Annotated in this window: 19 protein-coding genes; all 19 read right to left on the reverse strand. The window is 45.6% G+C overall.

What is annotated here, in order from left to right:
• Window positions 1-5: 5 nt before the first annotated feature.
• Complete coding sequence (locus tag NQ489_RS08935; RefSeq protein ID WP_021652017.1) at window positions 6-2,603, reverse strand: FtsX-like permease family protein; 2,598 nt, start codon at window positions 2,601-2,603, stop codon at window positions 6-8.
• Window positions 2,590-3,267: an ABC transporter ATP-binding protein gene (locus tag NQ489_RS08940; protein ID WP_044961836.1), complete on the reverse strand. Its 678-nt coding sequence runs from the start codon at window positions 3,265-3,267 to the stop codon at window positions 2,590-2,592. Before NQ489_RS08940 ends, NQ489_RS08935 begins: the two co-directional genes overlap by 14 nt.
• 25 nt (window positions 3,268-3,292) lie before the next feature.
• Entirely contained in the window at window positions 3,293-4,321 is a 1,029-nt protein-coding gene (locus tag NQ489_RS08945) for a sensor histidine kinase (protein ID WP_021652015.1), read from the reverse strand.
• Complete coding sequence (locus NQ489_RS08950) at window positions 4,318-5,007, reverse strand: response regulator transcription factor (RefSeq protein ID WP_021652014.1); 690 nt, start codon at window positions 5,005-5,007, stop codon at window positions 4,318-4,320. Before NQ489_RS08950 ends, NQ489_RS08945 begins: the two co-directional genes overlap by 4 nt.
• Before the next feature lie 203 nt (window positions 5,008-5,210).
• Entirely contained in the window at window positions 5,211-5,630 is a 420-nt protein-coding gene (locus NQ489_RS08955; RefSeq protein ID WP_021652013.1) for a nuclear transport factor 2 family protein, read from the reverse strand.
• 44 nt (window positions 5,631-5,674) lie between these two features.
• Window positions 5,675-6,037: an MmcQ/YjbR family DNA-binding protein gene (locus NQ489_RS08960; protein WP_021652012.1), complete on the reverse strand. Its 363-nt coding sequence runs from the start codon at window positions 6,035-6,037 to the stop codon at window positions 5,675-5,677.
• 154 nt (window positions 6,038-6,191) lie between these two features.
• On the reverse strand, window positions 6,192-7,901 hold the full coding sequence (locus tag NQ489_RS08965) for a CHAP domain-containing protein (RefSeq protein WP_021652010.1): 1,710 nt from the start codon (window positions 7,899-7,901) through the stop codon (window positions 6,192-6,194).
• Between the two features lie 27 nt (window positions 7,902-7,928).
• On the reverse strand, window positions 7,929-8,276 hold the full coding sequence (locus NQ489_RS08970) for a hypothetical protein (protein WP_021652009.1): 348 nt from the start codon (window positions 8,274-8,276) through the stop codon (window positions 7,929-7,931).
• 30 nt (window positions 8,277-8,306) lie between these two features.
• Entirely contained in the window at window positions 8,307-9,107 is an 801-nt protein-coding gene (locus tag NQ489_RS08975; RefSeq protein WP_021652008.1) for a DUF6674 family protein, read from the reverse strand.
• A gap of 68 nt (window positions 9,108-9,175) precedes the next feature.
• On the reverse strand, window positions 9,176-11,506 hold the full coding sequence (locus NQ489_RS08980) for a VirB4-like conjugal transfer ATPase, CD1110 family (RefSeq protein ID WP_021652007.1): 2,331 nt from the start codon (window positions 11,504-11,506) through the stop codon (window positions 9,176-9,178).
• Entirely contained in the window at window positions 11,499-11,945 is a 447-nt protein-coding gene (locus tag NQ489_RS08985; RefSeq protein WP_021652006.1) for a PrgI family protein, read from the reverse strand. Before NQ489_RS08985 ends, NQ489_RS08980 begins: the two co-directional genes overlap by 8 nt.
• Before the next feature lie 6 nt (window positions 11,946-11,951).
• Window positions 11,952-12,416: a DUF4313 domain-containing protein gene (locus NQ489_RS08990; protein ID WP_021652005.1), complete on the reverse strand. Its 465-nt coding sequence runs from the start codon at window positions 12,414-12,416 to the stop codon at window positions 11,952-11,954.
• A gap of 14 nt (window positions 12,417-12,430) precedes the next feature.
• Window positions 12,431-13,270 carry a hypothetical protein gene (locus NQ489_RS08995; RefSeq protein ID WP_044961796.1) on the reverse strand — a complete coding sequence of 280 codons (840 nt, stop codon included), beginning with the start codon at window positions 13,268-13,270 and terminating at the stop codon, window positions 12,431-12,433.
• A 63-nt stretch (window positions 13,271-13,333) separates the two neighbouring features.
• Entirely contained in the window at window positions 13,334-13,672 is a 339-nt protein-coding gene (locus NQ489_RS09000; RefSeq protein WP_021652003.1) for a hypothetical protein, read from the reverse strand.
• Window positions 13,673-13,680: 8 nt separating this feature from the next.
• Window positions 13,681-15,408, reverse strand: coding sequence for a VirD4-like conjugal transfer protein, CD1115 family (locus NQ489_RS09005; protein WP_021652002.1), 1,728 nt, complete (start codon window positions 15,406-15,408; stop codon window positions 13,681-13,683).
• Between the two features lie 32 nt (window positions 15,409-15,440).
• Window positions 15,441-15,719: a DUF4314 domain-containing protein gene (locus NQ489_RS09010; RefSeq protein ID WP_009248010.1), complete on the reverse strand. Its 279-nt coding sequence runs from the start codon at window positions 15,717-15,719 to the stop codon at window positions 15,441-15,443.
• Between the two features lie 18 nt (window positions 15,720-15,737).
• The gene (locus NQ489_RS09015; protein WP_044961794.1) at window positions 15,738-16,049 is read right to left on the reverse strand and encodes a hypothetical protein; all 312 of its coding nucleotides are present in this window, start codon (window positions 16,047-16,049) and stop codon (window positions 15,738-15,740) included.
• 81 nt (window positions 16,050-16,130) lie between these two features.
• Complete coding sequence (locus NQ489_RS09020; RefSeq protein WP_021652000.1) at window positions 16,131-17,081, reverse strand: ArdC-like ssDNA-binding domain-containing protein; 951 nt, start codon at window positions 17,079-17,081, stop codon at window positions 16,131-16,133.
• Window positions 17,082-17,087: 6 nt separating this feature from the next.
• Window positions 17,088-17,888 carry a PcfB family protein gene (locus NQ489_RS09025; protein WP_021651999.1) on the reverse strand — a complete coding sequence of 267 codons (801 nt, stop codon included), beginning with the start codon at window positions 17,886-17,888 and terminating at the stop codon, window positions 17,088-17,090.
• Window positions 17,889-17,893: the final 5 nt, after the last annotated feature.

The raw sequence follows: 17,893 nt of genomic DNA on the forward strand, positions 1-17,893 counted from the left end.
TCCAATTATTTAGTATCCGCTTTTCTATAAAACTTTTTAAAGAAAATTTCTGGTACCAGAATACTGCCTGCAAGTAAAATCATCAGTAGAACAACCATTTCTTTCAGCGGATAATAGAATACAAAATAAGAAATCTTTGTTTTCATGTACCATCTAATCCCGCCTATCAACAGCGTTCCCGTTGTTACCAGAAGAACACTCAACAACAGCCAGGTAAACATTCCTTCCGCAAGGAACATCCGCTGCAACTGCTTTCTGGTCATTCCCACACGATTCATAATGGCACATTCTTTTTTCCGAAGTAACATCTCTGTTACCCTTACATTCAAAAAATTCATAATCCCGATAAAGATCAGGCATCCGCTGATTACCAGAAGCAACAGCCTGCTGGTCTGAATATACTCCTGTTCTTTTAATAAAAGGTCTGACCGACTCTCCATCTGGAATAAATTTAATTGCTCCGCATATCCGTTTTCAGACTGAAATTCCATATTTTCTGTTTGGATCATTCCCTTTAACCTATTTTTGCAGCCCGATTCCTGTTCCTTTGCTACCGAAAAGCTCATTTCAAAGGTCTGTGGGGTCAGATTCTCTGACAGGTTTTCAAAGGTTTCCTCTGTTACAAGAAGAAGATTGGTATTTCTGCCATCCCAGCACAACTCTAATTCCGGAAATCCTTCTTTGGTAATATCCAGATATCCGCAATTTACCAGTGTCTCTGGAATCCGAACAGACATATCCGTTCCCACCGGAACCAGGTCATACACTTCTATTGTATTTCCAAGCTGCTCCAATGCCTGCTCTTCTGCATATTCTGATACTCTGTGGTCATGGAGAAGAATCGTTCCGTTTTCGTGTGCAAATGTTTCCCACTCTGCTGTTATCTCCTGCTCTTTCAAAAATTCCTGCAGTTTTTCTTTTTCAGAAGAAGAAATTTTTTGGATCACTGTCGGAACAGTTTCCCCGTCATTTAATAACTTGATGCTATCCCGACCTTGTTTCCCGATAATAGGGTAAAATCCCTGGATCTTTGTTTCATCCTGCAGGCTGTTTCCGGCAGTCTGCAGGATGTTCGCCAAGAATTCTTTCGGGAAAAAGACCATATTTTCTGTATCCGGGGAAGTTTCCATCAGTGTTCTGCAGGCTTCCTGTGTGATGCGGATTTGAAAATCAGGTTCTTTCATAAACTGGTTTTGCAGATCTACTCCCTTTACAATCACCGAAGATCCAAGCGCTAAGCCGCAACCTATAGTCAGAGAAATCATGGTGATGAAAAAAGCCTTTTTATTGTAAAACAGATATCTCCTGGCCAGATAAACTTCCGGATTGTTTCCAAAACTCCGGAAACCTGCTTTCTTTTTCTTTGTTTGTTTCTTCTCTGCAACAGTCCCAGTTCCATAGTTCATACACTCCAGAGGACTCAGAACTTTGATTTTTTGCTTTACCAGAAGTATCACAACACCCAAAGTTACTGCCACTGGCAGAATGGCTATCAGAAAGAATCCTGGCTGGTAGAAAGAAATCCCCTCCAGTTCTTCTGCCTGTCCAAGATACAGCTTTCCAATGACAGAGGGCAGGACTCCAAGTACCACCAGACTGCCTATAGCAACGCCTGCAAAACTTCCTTTCAAGACAACTTCCATCATCTGCCGAAATATCATTTGTATAATCTGATGCTGCTGTACCCCAATCACTTCCATCAGACCATATTGCTGTAAATCTTTTCCTAATGATAAATTCAAAATATTATAGATGAACAAAAACATACACAGCAGAATCAGGAAAGAGAACAAGGCTGCAAATCCATAGCTTCCCAGCATTCCTTCTACTGCCCGGTATGCAGCCGAATCCATGCTGACAATCCTCTGTCCTTCCTCCAACCGGACATCTTCCTGCAATTGCTGTTCCATCTGTATGCCACTGACAGAATCCTTTTCCGGTTTCACCAGTATCCTGCAGGGGTCCCATCCAGTTCCGCTTTCTTTCAGTTTCTTCTCAGACAAAAATGCAATAGAAGAACTTGCCCCCTGATTCTGATATTCTGTAAAATATCCGGAAAGCTGAAACGTCTGCTGTCCGGTTCCTTTTGTTTGGAAAAAATCATTCCAATAAAAATCCAGCTTTAATTCCATTCCCACCTTTGGTTCCGAAATTCCCAGATACGCCAAGGTTTTGGTGGAAAGCATGATTTCGTTTTCCTGTTTGGGATACGTTCCTATGATCTGTGTATAAGCCGGACAGAGCATGGTTTCAAATGCTGTTTCATCTGCCACAACACAGTCGCAATATTTTATAGTTTGATTGCATAGTTTTCCGGCAAATTTTTCTTTTCCCGTCTCTGCTATGTAGGAGAGCGTATGCAACTGCCCTGCCATTTCTTCTGTACCATTTTCAATATACGTTGACACTGTCATTCCATCTGTCCGGATATGTTTTTGGATGTCCACCTGTATTTTCCCATAGGCAAAGCTTATCATACAGAAAATCACTCCAACGGTAAGTGCAACTGCCAGAAACAAAAGACGGTTTTTGTTTCGGTTCTGTTTTCTGTAAGAATCCAAAAGCACTTTTTCTGCCGGACGGTGATAATCATAGTTTTTCATCTTCCACCACCCTTCCGTCTTTCATGCGGATGATCCGATCTGCCATGGCAGCGACTTTTTTATCATGGGTAACCACAAGCATTGTCTGCTGATATTGCCTGCAGATCTTTTTTAACAGTTCCATAACAGAGGCGCTGGTTCTGGAGTCCAGATTTCCCGTCAACTCATCCCCTAACAGAATGGTAGGATGGGTGTAGACAGCTCTGGCAATAGCAGCTCTTTGTTGTTGTCCTCCAGATAACTCATCCGGCATCTGAAAGAGTTTCTCTTCGATCCCCAGAGTTTTTGCCAAACGGAAAACCTCTTTTTCATCTACTGTCCTCTCCAATAATTTTGCCGGAAGCACGATATTCTCAAACACATTCATGGCAGGAATCAGATTATATCTTTGAAAAATAACTCCAATATGCCATCTGCGAAAAGAAATCTGTTCTTCTAAAGATAATTGCGTCAAATTTACATCATGCACATAAACACATCCATGGGTGGGCTTTTCCAATCCGCTGATTAAATTTATCAGGGTTGACTTTCCGCTTCCGGAAGCACCAATGACTGCAATAAACTCTCCTTCTTTTATGGAAAATGATACATCATCAACTGCTCTTATGTAATTTTCTCCATTTCGATATTCTTTTGTAAGTGAAACCAATTTTACAGCTGCCATAGTATCCTCCATATATTTCTTTCCTTTATCTTGGCAGAAAAATAGAAAATGCTGATCCCTTTCCCACCTGTGATTCCACAGTAACATAACCGCCCTGCTGTGTTACAATTTCCCTGGTCAGATAAAGACCGATTCCAACACCCGGTTGATTATGAATCTCTTCTTCCCGGTAAAACCTCTTGAAAATAGATGCCTGATTGCTTTCTGAAATTCCTTTTCCTGTATCGGATACTTTTATTTCCACATACATTTCCCATTGCGCTACAGACACATTGATAGTCCCTCCTGCCTGGGTATATTTTACTGCATTGTCCAATAGATTAAAAATAGCTTCTTCTGTCCACTTACTGTCATGGGACACACACACATCCTCTGGACATTCCACTGATACATGGATCTTTTTTTGTTCTGCAGAATATAAGATTCCACTCATAGCTTGCGCTAAAGTATCATATATGAAATGATCTTCTTTTTCTAATTGAATCACCCCGGTTTCCAAACGGGAGGTTTTGACTAATGCCTGTATTAAAAAATCCAGCTTATTGATCTGGCCTCTTACACTTTTAAGAAACTCATTCCGCTCCTGTTCTTCCAGGGATTTTGTCAAAAGTGTATCTACAATCATTTTCATGTTGCTTACCGGAGTCCTGACCTGATGGGAAATATCTGACACCAAGGACTGTAATTCCTGCCTTTCTGCTTCTACCTTCCGGTTACTTTCCTGCAGGATATTATACAGACGCACCAGACGATGATGGATACGGGCAAAAATCGTCTCCCTGTCTGATACATTTTCAGGCTCTTGACTACGGTTCATCATGTCGTCAAGGATCTGACACAATTCAGAAGTAAAATTTGACAATCTCATCCCCAACAGTTGTACCATAAAAAGCATCCACAGTGTTGCACAGACTATTAATGCCAGACCAACCCATAACACTACGATATTTTTTGTCAGAAAGAATGAGACCAATATGATTGCTGTCATTGAAAGTGCCATTCCAGAAGTCAGCCAAAAAAACATCTTTTTTACAGAGATTTTCTTTCCTATCATGCTGGTTCACCTCCGGTCCATTTGTATCCCATGCCATACACCGTTTTGATATATACTGTTCCATTTGTTTCAATCTTTCCCCGGATGCGGCTTAACGTTGTCGTCAACGTATGCTCGTCCACATAATTCTCTGTGCAGTCCCATATTTTTTCCAACAACTGCTTTCTTGTTAATACACGATTGCGGTTCTGGCAGAACAGGTTCAGCATCCGAAATTCCAAAGTAGATAAGGTTAATGGCTTCCCACCCAGCATAGCTGTCTGCTCTGCAAAATTTAAAAACAGCCTGCCATCATCAAAGACATCCTGCATGGACACATGATGCCGCATCATACGCAGTACATTTTCTACTTTCCTCTGCAGGGAATGGATGGAAAAAGGTTTTGTAATATAATCTACTGCTCCAAGTTCATATCCCCGGATCTCATCACTTTCCCTGTCATTTGCGGTCAAAAAGATTACAATGGTATCACTATATTTATCCCGGATTGTTTTTGCAATTTCATATCCATTTCCATCAGGAAGATTAATATCCAATAGTACCAGGTCAAACGGTTGGCTTTTTAATACTTCCATGGCTTCTTTTACCGTTTCCACAGAAACAATCCCATAGGATTCTGACTGTAGGTTGTAAACTAACATTTTATTTAAAAGTTCATCATCTTCTACGATTAAAATCTGTTTCATTCCTTTTCATCCTTTACGACAATTTTGCTATCATTCCAATTTTTATTTTACAACAGAAATGTCCTAGAAATGTTACATATCGAAAAATTTATGATTTTCTTTTTGAAATCTTAAAAATCTTTTGGAACGCAAAAAAGAAGATGCATGTCACCACACACCTTCTCATTGCTTGCTAAAATTACTTTGTACCGCTTACTTAACATTTAAAACCAATTAATTTTTTCTTTTCTGAATTGGGGCGTATCACTCTTTTGGTACGGATTATAGTTATGAAGATTACAACCGAATTCCTTCAAGGATTGGATTTTATTCTCTGCTGACCATTCAATTAATGAAATTCCATCAAATTCTTCAATGTCTCCATTCTCCATCACATTTTTAAAATACCACTCCACAGCTGTCTGATTCCCTTTGTGAAAAAACTGTTTGATATCCCAGGCGATTACACTCCCTCGCATATTCCATTCCTGAAACCAATGCTTTACGGTTTCACGATTGCTATAACATGGTCCCCAACTTTCTGTATAAATCACGTTCTCTGCAAAAATATCATCCATTCCTAAATCTTTCTTTTCCAGCCACATAGAAAACCATAACCGAATCATCTGTTCTCTCTTATCCATAATAAAATACCTCCTATGTCAAATTCGTTACGGAACCTCTAAACTCAATCTTTTTTCCCATCTATCAAATCATAACTCATATCCAAAAAATCCAAAATTTTTGCCTCGCTTACCGTTCCATCCAGTAACATGGTGATCCAATACTTCTTATTCATGTGATACCCTGGCAGAAAACCGTAGGTCTGTGTCAGAAGTCCCACCATATCCGGTTCGCACTTTACATTGATCACATCTACCATGCCCTCTTCTTCTAATCCCAACTTGGATTTTTCAACCCGTAGAATAGCTGCATACCATTTTCCATTCTTATGTCGGAGGATTGCGTTCTCCGGAGAACTCTTCCAAAGATATTCCGGAATTGTTCCATATTGCTTTTTTACATATTCAAAGATTTCTTCCCGTTTCAAATATTCCACTCCCCAATGACTCTATTTTATCAATCTCATGATTGTACTTTTCATATTTATCAGCAGGCAGGACGTGCGCCCTGCCTGCTTTCCTATTATAGCATTGTTCCTCTGCTCCTACAATGCAATCCGTTCTTTGATTTTTTCTCATTTTTTAGTAAGCAACCAGTCCATATCCCAAAATGGACTGGGAATTCACCGTATAGCTGTTCTGCCTTACTGCATCTCCGCTGTTTCCTTCAATCGTATGTACCGTAGTTCCATCGCAGCTTTCCACGATTCCCACATGGTCACTGGCTCCGTCATGATCCCAGTCAAAAAAAATAATCATGCCGGGACTTGGGACACTTCCTGCCCCCTGCCATTTCCCCTGTGCCTGAAACCAGTCCACGCCTGCCGTACAAAGGGAAAACTTTGGCACAGCTCCGTTTTGAATGAGCCCCGCCTGATCCGCACACCAACTGACAAAGCAAGCACACCATTCTTGTCTCTCTGTAAATCCCCACCATGACCAGAACTTCTCTCCGCCTTCATTTCCAAGCTGGCTTTTCGCAATGGTGACAAGCTGCCTGTTTCCAAAAAGTCCGGTAAACCAACCTCCGCCGGAATAATACCGCATCACATGAGGCACATACTCCGGATCACCATACCCCGACCAGCCATGGGCGGCTGCCTGCTCCTGGGAAAACTGCAGCGCATTGGCTTCACTGTAACCGCCAAATTTTTCCAACGCCCACGAGATATATCCATTCCCATAATTATATCCCTGCCAACTGAGTTTTAGCTTGTCCATATCCTGTGGGCTTTGGCATCCGGCTTCCCGGACACAATCTGCATAATACTGTATCCCCACCTTGATGGAATAGTCAGCATCCTGAATCGCACCGGGTGTATTGGGATACTGGGTGTTATAAGGACACTCACTGGCCTGCATGGGATCCGTTCCCCTGCCGCCGCTTTCCTGCATCATAATGGCTTGAATGGCAGGAACATATTCCGGGATGCCAAATTCACTGGCATACTTTTGAATGGCAGGTGTATGTGCCAGCACTTCTACGCTTAAAGCCTCACTGCTCTGGGAATTTCCCAAAAAGGCTGCACCCCCAATGATCCCCACAATCAGAATCAGAACGACAAACACTGCGCCTCCACCTGCCATCAATGCTGCAAATGCAGCTTTCACTGCATGAGCGGCGGCTTCTGCCATGGCTTTCAATCCTCTTCCGGTTGCCTTTGCAGTCTTTGCACTTTGCTTGGCAGTCTGAACAGAGTGCATGGCAGCCCGTTTCGCTTCCCTGACTGCTTTCATGGATTTGAGTGCTTGTTTCTTCTGTAAGACTGCCTGGGTTTTCACCTTCTGGGAAGAAACCGGAGAGGCTTTCACCACACGGGGCGCTGTTTTTACCATCCGATTTCCAGCTTCCTTGATCGTTTTCTCTGCTTCCGGCCTGGCCTTAATGCTTCTTTTGGCTTCTGTTCGCCCTTTCTTTGCCTTTGACTGCCCTGCCTGGGCGGATGTGCCACCCGTTCCTGTTTCTCCGTCCAAAGGGGCTGTCGCAGCTTCTCTCTGCTTTTGTTTCTGCTCCTTTAACTTCTCATAAGTTTTCACTGCCAGCTTCTTACCGCCACGATAGGCTGCCGAAGCACTTTCCTTTCCCACTCGCTGTTCCACACGCTGGATGCGGTTTCCGGCATATTCTACCGGGGATTCCTCTCCCGTTTCTCTTCCGAGCTTATCTGCCATGATGCTGGTCTTTTCTTTTGTCTCCAGCATCGCAGAACGCACCAGTTCTTTCGGAAGCCGGGAGGCTGGATTGCGGATCTTTGGACTTTGATCCCGCACTTTTTCTTTGATATCTTTCAATCACACACCTCCCTTCTTCTGTACTTTCTAACGTTCCCTTCCCCGCTTTTTTGCTTTCTTCTGCTGACTCTCCAGCTGTTCCAGTTCCCTTACTGCTTCCTGCACCAGCGGATGATTGGCATAATAGGGAACATAGGATAATAACTCTTTTCCCTTCTCCCCGGTAACTAATGGATATTCTCCCTCGTTATACAGAGGATCCTCTGCATGGTGCAGGGAAAATTCCAAAGACGGGAGCATCTGAGGGGAACGTTTGCAAAATCTCTGGTAATGCCGGAAGGCTTCTTTTAAAGATGTACATTCGATACATTCCCCCATCCCATGGAACTCCCCGCACTCCGCTGCAAGAAACGTAATGGTTGTTTTTTCTTTCATGGATTTCACCTCCCTTTGAAAAACTTCTCTTTATCGAACCGCAGACTTCTGTTTTTCTTCTTTACCAAACTTCAAAGGGTGTTGTTCCTGTCTCAGTTTCTGCAGGGTATCCTTCACAGACGGTTGTTTTCCTTCTCTTGCTTCCAGCTTCCCTATCTGCTGTTGCAATCGCTCCGTTTTCTGTTCCAACTGATGGATACTCCGCATGGATTGGAATAACACCTTCTGGGTTTGAAAGATGATTCCCTGTTCGGGATTGCGTTCTGTGAGCTTTCGCACCTCTTTTCCACCCGCTTCCAGAAATGCATTCCGCAGATGCCCTTTGGCAACATGCAGTTCTTCCGCCATACTTCCCAGACGATCAATCTTTTGATCCATCGACAGCATCACGCTGTGCAGAGAAGACTGAAGTATTTGTAATCCCTGCGTAAGGTGCATTCCCTTTACCGCAGAGGCAAGGGCATCTTTCCCCTTTTCTTTAAAATCAACAACTGCCTGCTCTGCACGTTTCACAAACTTTGTCTTAAATTCTCCCACCTGAAAACGAAGTGTTTGCACCTGATGTTCCGCCTTCTGGATTGTGTTCACCGCAAAGAGTTTGACCTTGCTTTCCTGCATCACACCCAGTTGCTTCTTCACCTCTCCCAATTCCTTTAGGACGGTTCCCAGCTGCATTTCCATGGAATCGATATAGTCTGCCATACGGATCACATCCCCTTTTTCCTGTTCCATGCCCTGCTGTTCCAACAGTTCCAGTAATGCCCGGACACTGCCCTGCTCCCGAAGCGGTTCTCTCGTTTCCTGGATTTCCACTGTTTGTCCTTCTTCCATTTACATTCCCTCCTTCCCAAAAAGATGCTGCCGAAGAAATTCCAGCAGCACCCTAAATATCTTTTCGACTAACACTCTCCCGGTTTCGTTGTCATCAAGCGGTACAGCTTCGTATTCTTCGGGAAGCTGTTCTCAAATGGCACCAGATTTCCGGAACACCGGATCAGTCCCTTTCCTGCGCCTACATTGGTGATGTAGGATAACTGGTTCTCGGAAATATTCAAAAGGGAAGCCAGTTCATCCCGGTCTGTGGTTGCCTGATTCAAAAGGATCAAAAACTCACTGTTTGCCAGCATCAGCCTTGCCGTATCGGATTTTAACAGTTCCTCTACGTTCTGCGTTAAACCTGTGACAAATCCCTGGTATTTACGGATTCTCTTGTAGAGGCGGTAGAAAAAGTCAGCGCTATATTGGTATCGGAACAATAGATAAAACTCATCGGCAAAGATCCAGGTAGTCTTTCCTTTCTTCCAGTTCTGGATCACACGGTTGAAAATACTGTCCAAAGTAACCAGCATCCCCAGGGGCATGAGCTGCTCTCCCAGTTCCCGGATATCATAGGCAATGATACGGTTCTTCGTATCCACATTGGTTTTCTGTGCAAAGGTATTGAGACTTCCATTGATAAACAGTTCGGAAGACAAGGCAAGTCCTCTGGCCTCTTCTTCCGGCTGGAGCATGAGCTGGCGGTACAAGTCTTTCAAGGTGGGCGCTTCGCTCTGATAACCGCTTCGGATATAGTCCCGGTACACATCTGCGGTACAGCGGTCCAAAATGGATTTCTCCTTTGCCGACAGATTGCCAGCCCCCACTAACTGTTCAAACAAAGACAGGATAAATTCCGACTTTTCAATCAGCGGATTCTTATCGTTTCCATATGCAGAATCCATATCCAGTGCATTCAGATGGGTGTTGGATGTGGCGGAAATTGTGATTACTTCTCCATTCAGTGCTTCCACCAGTGAACCGAATTCAGACTCCGGATCTAAGATCAGGATGTCATCTTCCGTAGACAAGGCAAGGTCCACAATCTCTTCTTTTGCTGAGAAACTTTTTCCCGAACCGCTGACACCCAGACGGAAAGAATTTCCGTTCAGAAGTTTCCTCCGATCTGCCACCAGCATATTTTTGCTCACCGCATTCTGCCCATAGTAAATACCACCCGGCTGCATGATCTCCTGGGTATGGAACGGGATCAATACTGCAGTGGACTCTGTGGTCAAGGTTCGCAGGGCATTGATCTTTCGGATGCCATAAGGCAGTACCGTATTCAAGCCATCCACTTGCTGCCACTTCAAAGTTGCCATCTGGCACAAATGCTTTCTTGCCACGGATAAGATGCTTTCCGTATCCGAATCCAACTGTTTCTTGCTGTCTGCCATATGCACCATGGTAAGGATGCCGAACATCATCCGCTGATCCCTGGTGGTCAGGTCATCCAGCATCTCTTTGGTCTCTTTTCTCTGCAGTTCCATGTCATAGGGCACAATGGCAGAAAAGTTATTATTGGCATTCTGGCGTCTCTGCCAGTTGGTCACATTCGTTTCCACGCCCAGAAGTCTGTTCTGGATTTCCCTTACCGCCTCATCGGTTGGCACCGGGAGGATGTCAATGGACAGCATCAAATCTCGGCTCAAATCACATAATTCCGAAATCATGTCATCTTTCACATAACTGGCATAATCCTGCATATACAGCACCCGCCCGTACCGCTCGTTGATTTTGAAACAGTCTTTGGAAAATTCCATGGACTGGGGACAAATCCAGTCTTTGAAACTGCTCCCCCGTTTGGCAAATGCCTTCATATCAAAGGGAAAACACTGGGGCTGATCTGCCTGAAAGAAATCCCGGAAAATCTGCAGGCGCTGTTCCGCATCCAGTTCTTCCCCAATAGAGGACAGCTTGCTCAGATGGGTGATGATATCCGTTCCCACACGGGCGAAATAGGTTCTTGCCTCATCAATGTTCTTCTTATGGACACTGACCGTCAGATACCGTTCCTGATAAATGCTGTTGTTGGTGCCGCTGACCTTGGATAACAGCATTTCGTTGTATTCCTTCCGGTATGTATCCAGCCCGTCCTCTTTCATCGGCAACAGCAGGGAGGCTTCAAACTCTTCCTTATTGATTCTTCTGTTGTTCAGGGTGATCTTGGCAGATGCGCCGGAATCCAAAGCATTTAACAACTCGCTGTAATCTAAGAACATTTCCGTTTTATCTTCTTTGCTTGCAATGGCATAGTTGATATCCGAAAACCGAAAAGATTTGGAAAATTTCGTCCCGGACTGGAACACCCCATCCGGCCAGATCCGCTGGATGGGAATCGCCTGCTGAACAGACCTTGGGACTTTGAACTTCTCCCGGTCCATTTTTAATGCCTGCTGTAAGGTTTTAATCAAACGCACCACTCCTTCCTGCCTTCTTTTTCTGCTTCATCTGTTTTTTCCTTGACCGCTGTTCCCGCTTTTTCAAAAGAACAGCGCCATCTCCCCTGGTCTTTTCTCCAAGACTCATAGTCTCTTCCATGCAGGCATGGTACAGATCCTCGCTTTGAAACAGCAATCGCTTGGGGTATAAAAATTCGGACTTGATATATGCCCAGGCAAACTGCTCTGCATTCATGCCATGATACTGGAAGAACCCACAGGCTGCGAAAGGGGCAGCACCAAGAATACACAGCCACCCGGTCATTTCCTGCCCCACATAGTCTCCCAGACCAAAATAAATCCCTACTGCCACAGCGATGGCAAGTAGGGAAAAGATACACTGGCGCAAATTCAGCCCCATAAACATGGACTCCTGATAGTTACGGATTTCTTTATTCATTTTTACTTCCATATATTTTTATCTCTCTCTTTCTCTTTTCTTTTTGCCTGTAAGTTTCCCTTGGTCTTTTTCCGATTCTTTTGGCACATCCAGCCCCCATTGTCTGCAAAATTCTTCCACCCCTTCCCGGTCATACTGGGCAAGCCTTGAAAGGTCAAACGCCACTGGGGTGTAGGTAGCAAAGCCTGACCGGGCCTGTCCCGGCAGTCTGTTTCCCAGCCTGTTCTTTTCGATGAATGCCAGCTTGTCCTTCGTAAAATCACCGCTTATAAATGCCTCTTGGGGTTCCAGCCCATACCCGCCCGGAAGATTTACCGTCAGATCATCAAACAATTCCAACTCCCCTTCTTCCTGGCGATACATCAAAATCGCAAGTCCGTTTCCGTAAGCATAGCTGGATACCTTCAAAGTAATTTCTTCCTGCCCGTATTCCCAAGGGAATGGCAAAGTCTTTCTATCGTTTCTATTTTTCTTCTCATTCATGGTTTTACTTCCTCCTATAATCCCATCATTTCTTTCACAATCCGGTCGGATGCTTTTACCGCCCCAACCAGTACCAATAAGTTAAACACCAACTCTCCGATATAATTCCACACAATGGTCACCGCACTTAAAGAGGTGTCCCCTACTGCCGGCGGACTGGCAGCATATACGGAAAAGATAATGCAGGCCAGTGCAATGATCGCCCCTTCCAGACACACTCCCGCATAGGACTTGATAAAGTTCTTTCCCACCGACTGGGAGGGTTCTCCCGCAAAAGTGGAAATGGGGATGGGTGCAATGGCAGTGTACATATACAGCTTGAACATCCTTCCATATACGGTAAGGATCATAATGAAGGACAGTACCGTAATCAAAAGACTTCCCAGCAAGGTCACAATCCACAAGGGAATGGATTCCAGCATTCCCACCGCTTCAATCTTTTCCACGATCTCTGCCGGAAGTTCTGTCACACCCCCGTTTGTCATGCCCGACTGTGCCATGATGGTGGACACAATCCCCTGCACAATGGAAAACAGCGCTGTCATCAGTTCCATGCCATACATAATGGCGCCTTGTGCCAGAGCAAACCGGATAAAGGCTTTGAGGGCATGCTCCGGCTTCTTCATATCCGTAAAGCTGCCACAGGTCTTGACAATCCCGGCAGCAAAAAACAAGACTAACAGCCCATAACCAATGGCGGTCAGCGCTCCGTTGATTCCAGTGATGACACTCCAAATATCTCCCCCCTTAAAAGATTCCGGGCTTTGGGTAAGCAGTGTCCAGATTTCTGCCAGCTTCTCATTCCAGGTGTTCAGTGCAGAGTTTAGGTTCTGCACGATCCAGTTATCACTCAAACAGCTTCACCTCCTTTGCCGGGGCAGGAAGAATCTCTCCCCGCCCCTTTCCATTTCTTCCTGCTACCCAACGATCAGGTCCAGGATTTCTTTTGCGAAAGTGATGATGACGCCGCCTGCCAGCGTCAGAAACCCGTTGGCTCTCTGGCTGGGATCGTGGCTCTTTAGGCTCAAGCCTACCTGTACCACACCAAATCCCAATAAGATCAGACCGATGGCCCGGATCAGGGAAAAGATAAAGGTGGACAGGTTATTAATAACCGCCAGCGGATCTCCGGCAGCAAGCACCGGCATTGCCCCTACGGTCATAGACAGCACCAGTGCCACATAAAAGGCAAAGGGATATTTTGGCCCTTTTCCCATTTGATTCTTTGGCATTTCATTTGTTTTCTTCAATGGCATTCCTCCAATCAAAAAGACTGCTCCCCTCCGAGGATCTCCTCAGCTGAGAGCAGTTCATAATCATCCAGTCTCCTGGTATCAATGGTTACATCTTCATGGGACAGCGGTGCTTTCGCATAATCATATGGAGGCGCACCGCCATCCTCGGTATATTTCACATTCACATGCTTATGCAAATCGTATTTCTCATCCAAAATGGGATGCTCCCCACGCACCAGCAGCACCGCTTTCCGGTTATCCAAAAGTCGCACTTCATCCGGGGTAAGAAGTTCTCTTCCAGACTGTTGGAAATTCACAGAATAACTTCCGCTTCTCCCCTTGGTCTGCCCGTAGGTATTGGTATCCAACGTTTCTTTTCCCAGTAGTTCTGAGACATATTTATGCCCCTCTTTTTCATTCCCGCCCAGGTATAAAAATTCATCGCAATTCCCGATGAGACTTTCCCAGCTGTCCTTAAACAAGGCTTTCATCTGGGCAATATTCTGAATGATGATACTGCAGGAAATTGCGCGCGACCGCATGGTTGCCAGAAGTTTGTCAAAATCATCCGGCAATGCCACGTTGGGCCACTCATCCATGATGCAGTGTACCGGGATCGGCAGTTTCCCATGGTATTTCCGGTCTGCCACATAATAAAGGGTCTGAAACAGGTTGCTGTAGATCATGCCCACCAGATAATTGAGGCTGGTATCTGCATCCGGGATACAGCAAAACAGCGCCACCTTTTTCTCCCCGATGCTGTAAAGATCCAGTTCATCGGTACAGGTTAAATTGGCGATCTGCTTTAAGTTAAAGGCTGCCAGACGGACACCCACAGAAATCAGGATAGACTTGGCAGTTTTTCCAGCCGCCTGCTTGTAAATGGCATACTGCTTCACCGCAATACTTTCCGGATTTCGCATCTCCAGTCGTTCAAACAAAATATCCAAGGGTGACTGGTATTCCTCATCGTCCTCTTTTACCTGGGCAGAGCCTAACATTTCCATGATCATGGAGAAGTTCTGTTCTTCCGGCGGTGCTTCATGTAACAGATATAACATCAGCGCCTGAAGCAAGGCAGTCTCACTTTTCTCCCAAAACGGATCCGAACTCTGCGCTCCTTTCGGCGTGGTGTTTCGGATCAGGTTGTTGATGAGTTTTAGCACATCCTTGTCATCCCGCACATAAGCAAAGGGATTGTAACAAAAAGAGGTTTCCGGATTGATGAGGTCAAACACCCGCACTTCATATCCTTCCCGCTCCAGTAGTCCTCCGGTTTTCCGCAGAAGCTCTCCTTTGGGATCGGTAATCACCATGGAACAGTTACACTGCATAATGTTGACTACAGCATATGCCCGGCTTTTTCCTGCACCGGAACCGCCCACCACAAGGACATTCAAGTTTCGTTTATGTTTATAGCAGTCCAATCCCATGCGGAAGTTCTGGGTTAAAATGAGATTCTGGGTGTACCGCTTGTCCCGGTAACGCTTGCAGATGGAAGCTGCATCGCCCCACTTGGCAGAGCCATGCTCCACCCCTCTCCGATAATTTTTCTTCTGGGAGTAATAAATACCGATGCCTGACACATAGGCGATTGTGAATGTGAACACACACCGCATCGTGTACGGTGTATAAGTGATAGAAAATGGCTGATCCAGTTTTTCGGTCAGCACTTGTAAGATTTGTAACAGATTGGTATCCGGCTCAATGGCACAGGCAGTGATGGCGCCTGTCCACCAGACAACGGGCAGAAACAACAGCCATACCCAAAGGTCAGAACGTTTCCATGCTACCTCTGCTGGCTTCGCTCCTTCTTCGCTTTTTCACTCTTTGGCGCTTCCTTTGCTGGTCCGTCTACCCTATGAAAAGAATCCACACCGGGAACGATGGCAAGGCTCCGCCCATTCTCCCAATGCATGTGAATCTGTCCGGCATCATCGATAAATGCTACCGTTCCCTGTAATCCCGGCGGCATCCCTGCCTCATCCATAAAGTCCAGGCAGAGCCTTGTTCCTTCGGGATACCGCTTTCGTAATTGTTCCACTTGTTTCTGATTATACATCCTCATAGACATCCCTCCCTTCTGCTACCAGAAGAAGCGCCTGCTGGTGTTCGGTTTCATGACCTTTAAGATCACACTGTCAATGCCATCGCTGTACCTGCCCATGGCCAGATACTTGTCCCGCAGCCGATTGAGGGTATTGCGAAGTTCCCGCTGTTCCCCTGTTGTGATGGGAAGCCTTTTCTCAGAAAGTTCATAGTCCCGGACTTTCTGCAGCATGGCTTCTGTAGCCGGACGAACCTTTCCCATCTGACTTTGGGCTGCCAGTTCGTCTTTTAATGCCACCGTAAACATATTTTTCATGATATTGTCTGTTTTCAAATAGTAATCTGCCATCTTTGGCACCTCCTTTGTTACACCCAACATACCACAAAAACCCCGCAATAGCTATCCCAACAGCGGAACTTTTTCCAGAACTTACCGCTCCGGCTGTTTCTCTTTTTTCTCCTTCTTCGGTGTCTGCTTTGGCGGTTCCTCAAAGGAAAAATCATCTTTAGAAAAAGTCTGCTCCTGTTCCCCGAAGTTCCGTTCCATATGGTTGCGGATGGTATAGGCTGCCTGACGCACATCATTTAAAAAGCCACGCAGTTCCTGGGGATCTTTCTGCCCGTTTGCCTGCATCTCTGCTACTTTTCCAAACTGGAAACCGGACACCTCTGCCCCATACCGCTTACCGATTACATAGGCGGCACAGTATGCCTGGGCATTAACTTTCTTCCTGACATAATTCCCATCATGCTGGTCTAATGCTGCACACGCCAGTTCCCGGTTCACTGCATGGAACGTTGTATTCTCATCCATGCCATTGCGCACATAGACGGTACGCTGTTTCGGGATATACTGTGCCTGGATGCCCTCCGGCAGATTGTCTGCGATCTGCATCCGCACTGGTTGATCCTTTAGTACAGACTGTATCAGTTCTTCCATAGAACGCTGCGGACGTTCTTCCAGAGGCTTTCCACTCATCTGGCTGATGTCAAAGCCCTTACTGATGGTATAGCCTGTGCGCATCTCCCCGTCTTTTTCATATTCCGTACTGACCATATAGGTGTATCCATGCACCCCGGATTTTGGGGAACGGTTCTCTGCCTTCCAGTAATCATAAGACTTTACCACGGTTGCCTGTGGATTCTGTCCGTAGATCAGCAGAAGGTTGGGCGTTTTCTGAGTGTTGCACTGTGCCATAAAATCCAAGAATCCTTTTAAAGATTCTCCATTTTGGAACACTGCCTGCGCCCGGGCGTCAACCTCTGCCCACACTTCTTCCCTCTGCTGTTTTTTCATGGCTGCATATTCTTCTTTTGACAGCCGCTGCTCTACCGCCTGTTCTTCCCCTGCTCCACCTGGGATCATATTCGTTAAATCCATATCACCTTACCTGCCTTTCACTTTTTTCTTTTTTCTCTGCTGGTTTCTCGGTTTTCTCCGACTCTTCTGTGTCTGCCTGCGCTGTTTCTGCTCGGCTTCAATCTTCTTTAGTTCCTGCCGGACAGATGGCTTGTCCCCTTTCCAGCTAGTTTCCTGCCCGGAAAAAGAAGCGCTGTTGTGCGAGGAAGGTTCGGACAGATTCTCTGCCTTCTCCGCCTGGGTAAAATTTTCCCCCGAAGGAGAAACTTCCCCTACATCAAACAAATGCTCTTCTTCATCCAGTTCAAATTCAATGGTCCCTTCCGGCAGCACCACCTTTTCGGTCTTCACCGGAAGTTCCTCTTTCCCTTCTGTTTTCTCGGTAAACTCTGCATCAATCACACGGTCTGCTTCCCGTACTGGCGCTTGTTCTACAACCGCTTCTCCAGCTTCGGATTTTACAAAGTCCAGATTCATCTTGTCCAGCACCCGGTTTACCTTTGCTGCATCATCGGCAAACACCATGATTTCTGCGGACTTGGGATTTTTCTTATCCCGGATGACCACATACAACAGCCCTCTGGATTTGGCTTCCCCGGCAAACTCCCGCAGCCTGTCATGGGGAATGGTGAAAAACTTCATTGCCCGCTGTTCCTTTAACATCCGAAGCAGGTTGGTCTTTCCCCTGGTCTTTTTCTGATCCTTCATCACCGCTACAATCAGCACCGCCAGATTTTTTGCAATGCTTCCACTAATCCGTAAGGTATGTTCCATGCCTTCCATGGAATACCGGACAATCTGATCCGCCGCATCACCGCCATAGTTCATACGCT

This window comes from Blautia sp. KLE_1732_HM_1032 (genome assembly GCF_025147905.1).
Lineage (GTDB): Bacteria > Bacillota > Clostridia > Lachnospirales > Lachnospiraceae > Blautia_A > Blautia_A fusiformis.

Bases quoted from the DNA above. Each gene is read 5' to 3' on its own strand.
- NQ489_RS08935 (WP_021652017.1), bottom strand. From the start codon at position 2,603: ATGAAAAACTATGATTATCACCGTCCGGCAGAAAAAGTGCTTTTGGAT.
- NQ489_RS08940 (WP_044961836.1), bottom strand. From the start codon at position 3,267: ATGGCAGCTGTAAAATTGGTTTCACTTACAAAAGAATATCGAAATGGA.
- NQ489_RS08945 (WP_021652015.1), bottom strand. From the start codon at position 4,321: ATGATAGGAAAGAAAATCTCTGTAAAAAAGATGTTTTTTTGGCTGACT.
- NQ489_RS08950 (WP_021652014.1), bottom strand. From the start codon at position 5,007: ATGAAACAGATTTTAATCGTAGAAGATGATGAACTTTTAAATAAAATG.
- NQ489_RS08955 (WP_021652013.1), bottom strand. From the start codon at position 5,630: ATGGATAAGAGAGAACAGATGATTCGGTTATGGTTTTCTATGTGGCTG.
- NQ489_RS08970 (WP_021652009.1), bottom strand. From the start codon at position 8,276: ATGAAAGAAAAAACAACCATTACGTTTCTTGCAGCGGAGTGCGGGGAG.
- NQ489_RS08975 (WP_021652008.1), bottom strand. From the start codon at position 9,107: ATGGAAGAAGGACAAACAGTGGAAATCCAGGAAACGAGAGAACCGCTT.
- NQ489_RS08985 (WP_021652006.1), bottom strand. From the start codon at position 11,945: ATGGAAGTAAAAATGAATAAAGAAATCCGTAACTATCAGGAGTCCATG.
- NQ489_RS08990 (WP_021652005.1), bottom strand. From the start codon at position 12,416: ATGAATGAGAAGAAAAATAGAAACGATAGAAAGACTTTGCCATTCCCT.
- NQ489_RS09000 (WP_021652003.1), bottom strand. From the start codon at position 13,672: ATGCCATTGAAGAAAACAAATGAAATGCCAAAGAATCAAATGGGAAAA.
- NQ489_RS09010 (WP_009248010.1), bottom strand. From the start codon at position 15,719: ATGAGGATGTATAATCAGAAACAAGTGGAACAATTACGAAAGCGGTAT.
- NQ489_RS09015 (WP_044961794.1), bottom strand. From the start codon at position 16,049: ATGGCAGATTACTATTTGAAAACAGACAATATCATGAAAAATATGTTT.
- NQ489_RS09020 (WP_021652000.1), bottom strand. From the start codon at position 17,081: ATGGATTTAACGAATATGATCCCAGGTGGAGCAGGGGAAGAACAGGCG.
- NQ489_RS09025 (WP_021651999.1), bottom strand. From the start codon at position 17,888: ATGAACTATGGCGGTGATGCGGCGGATCAGATTGTCCGGTATTCCATG.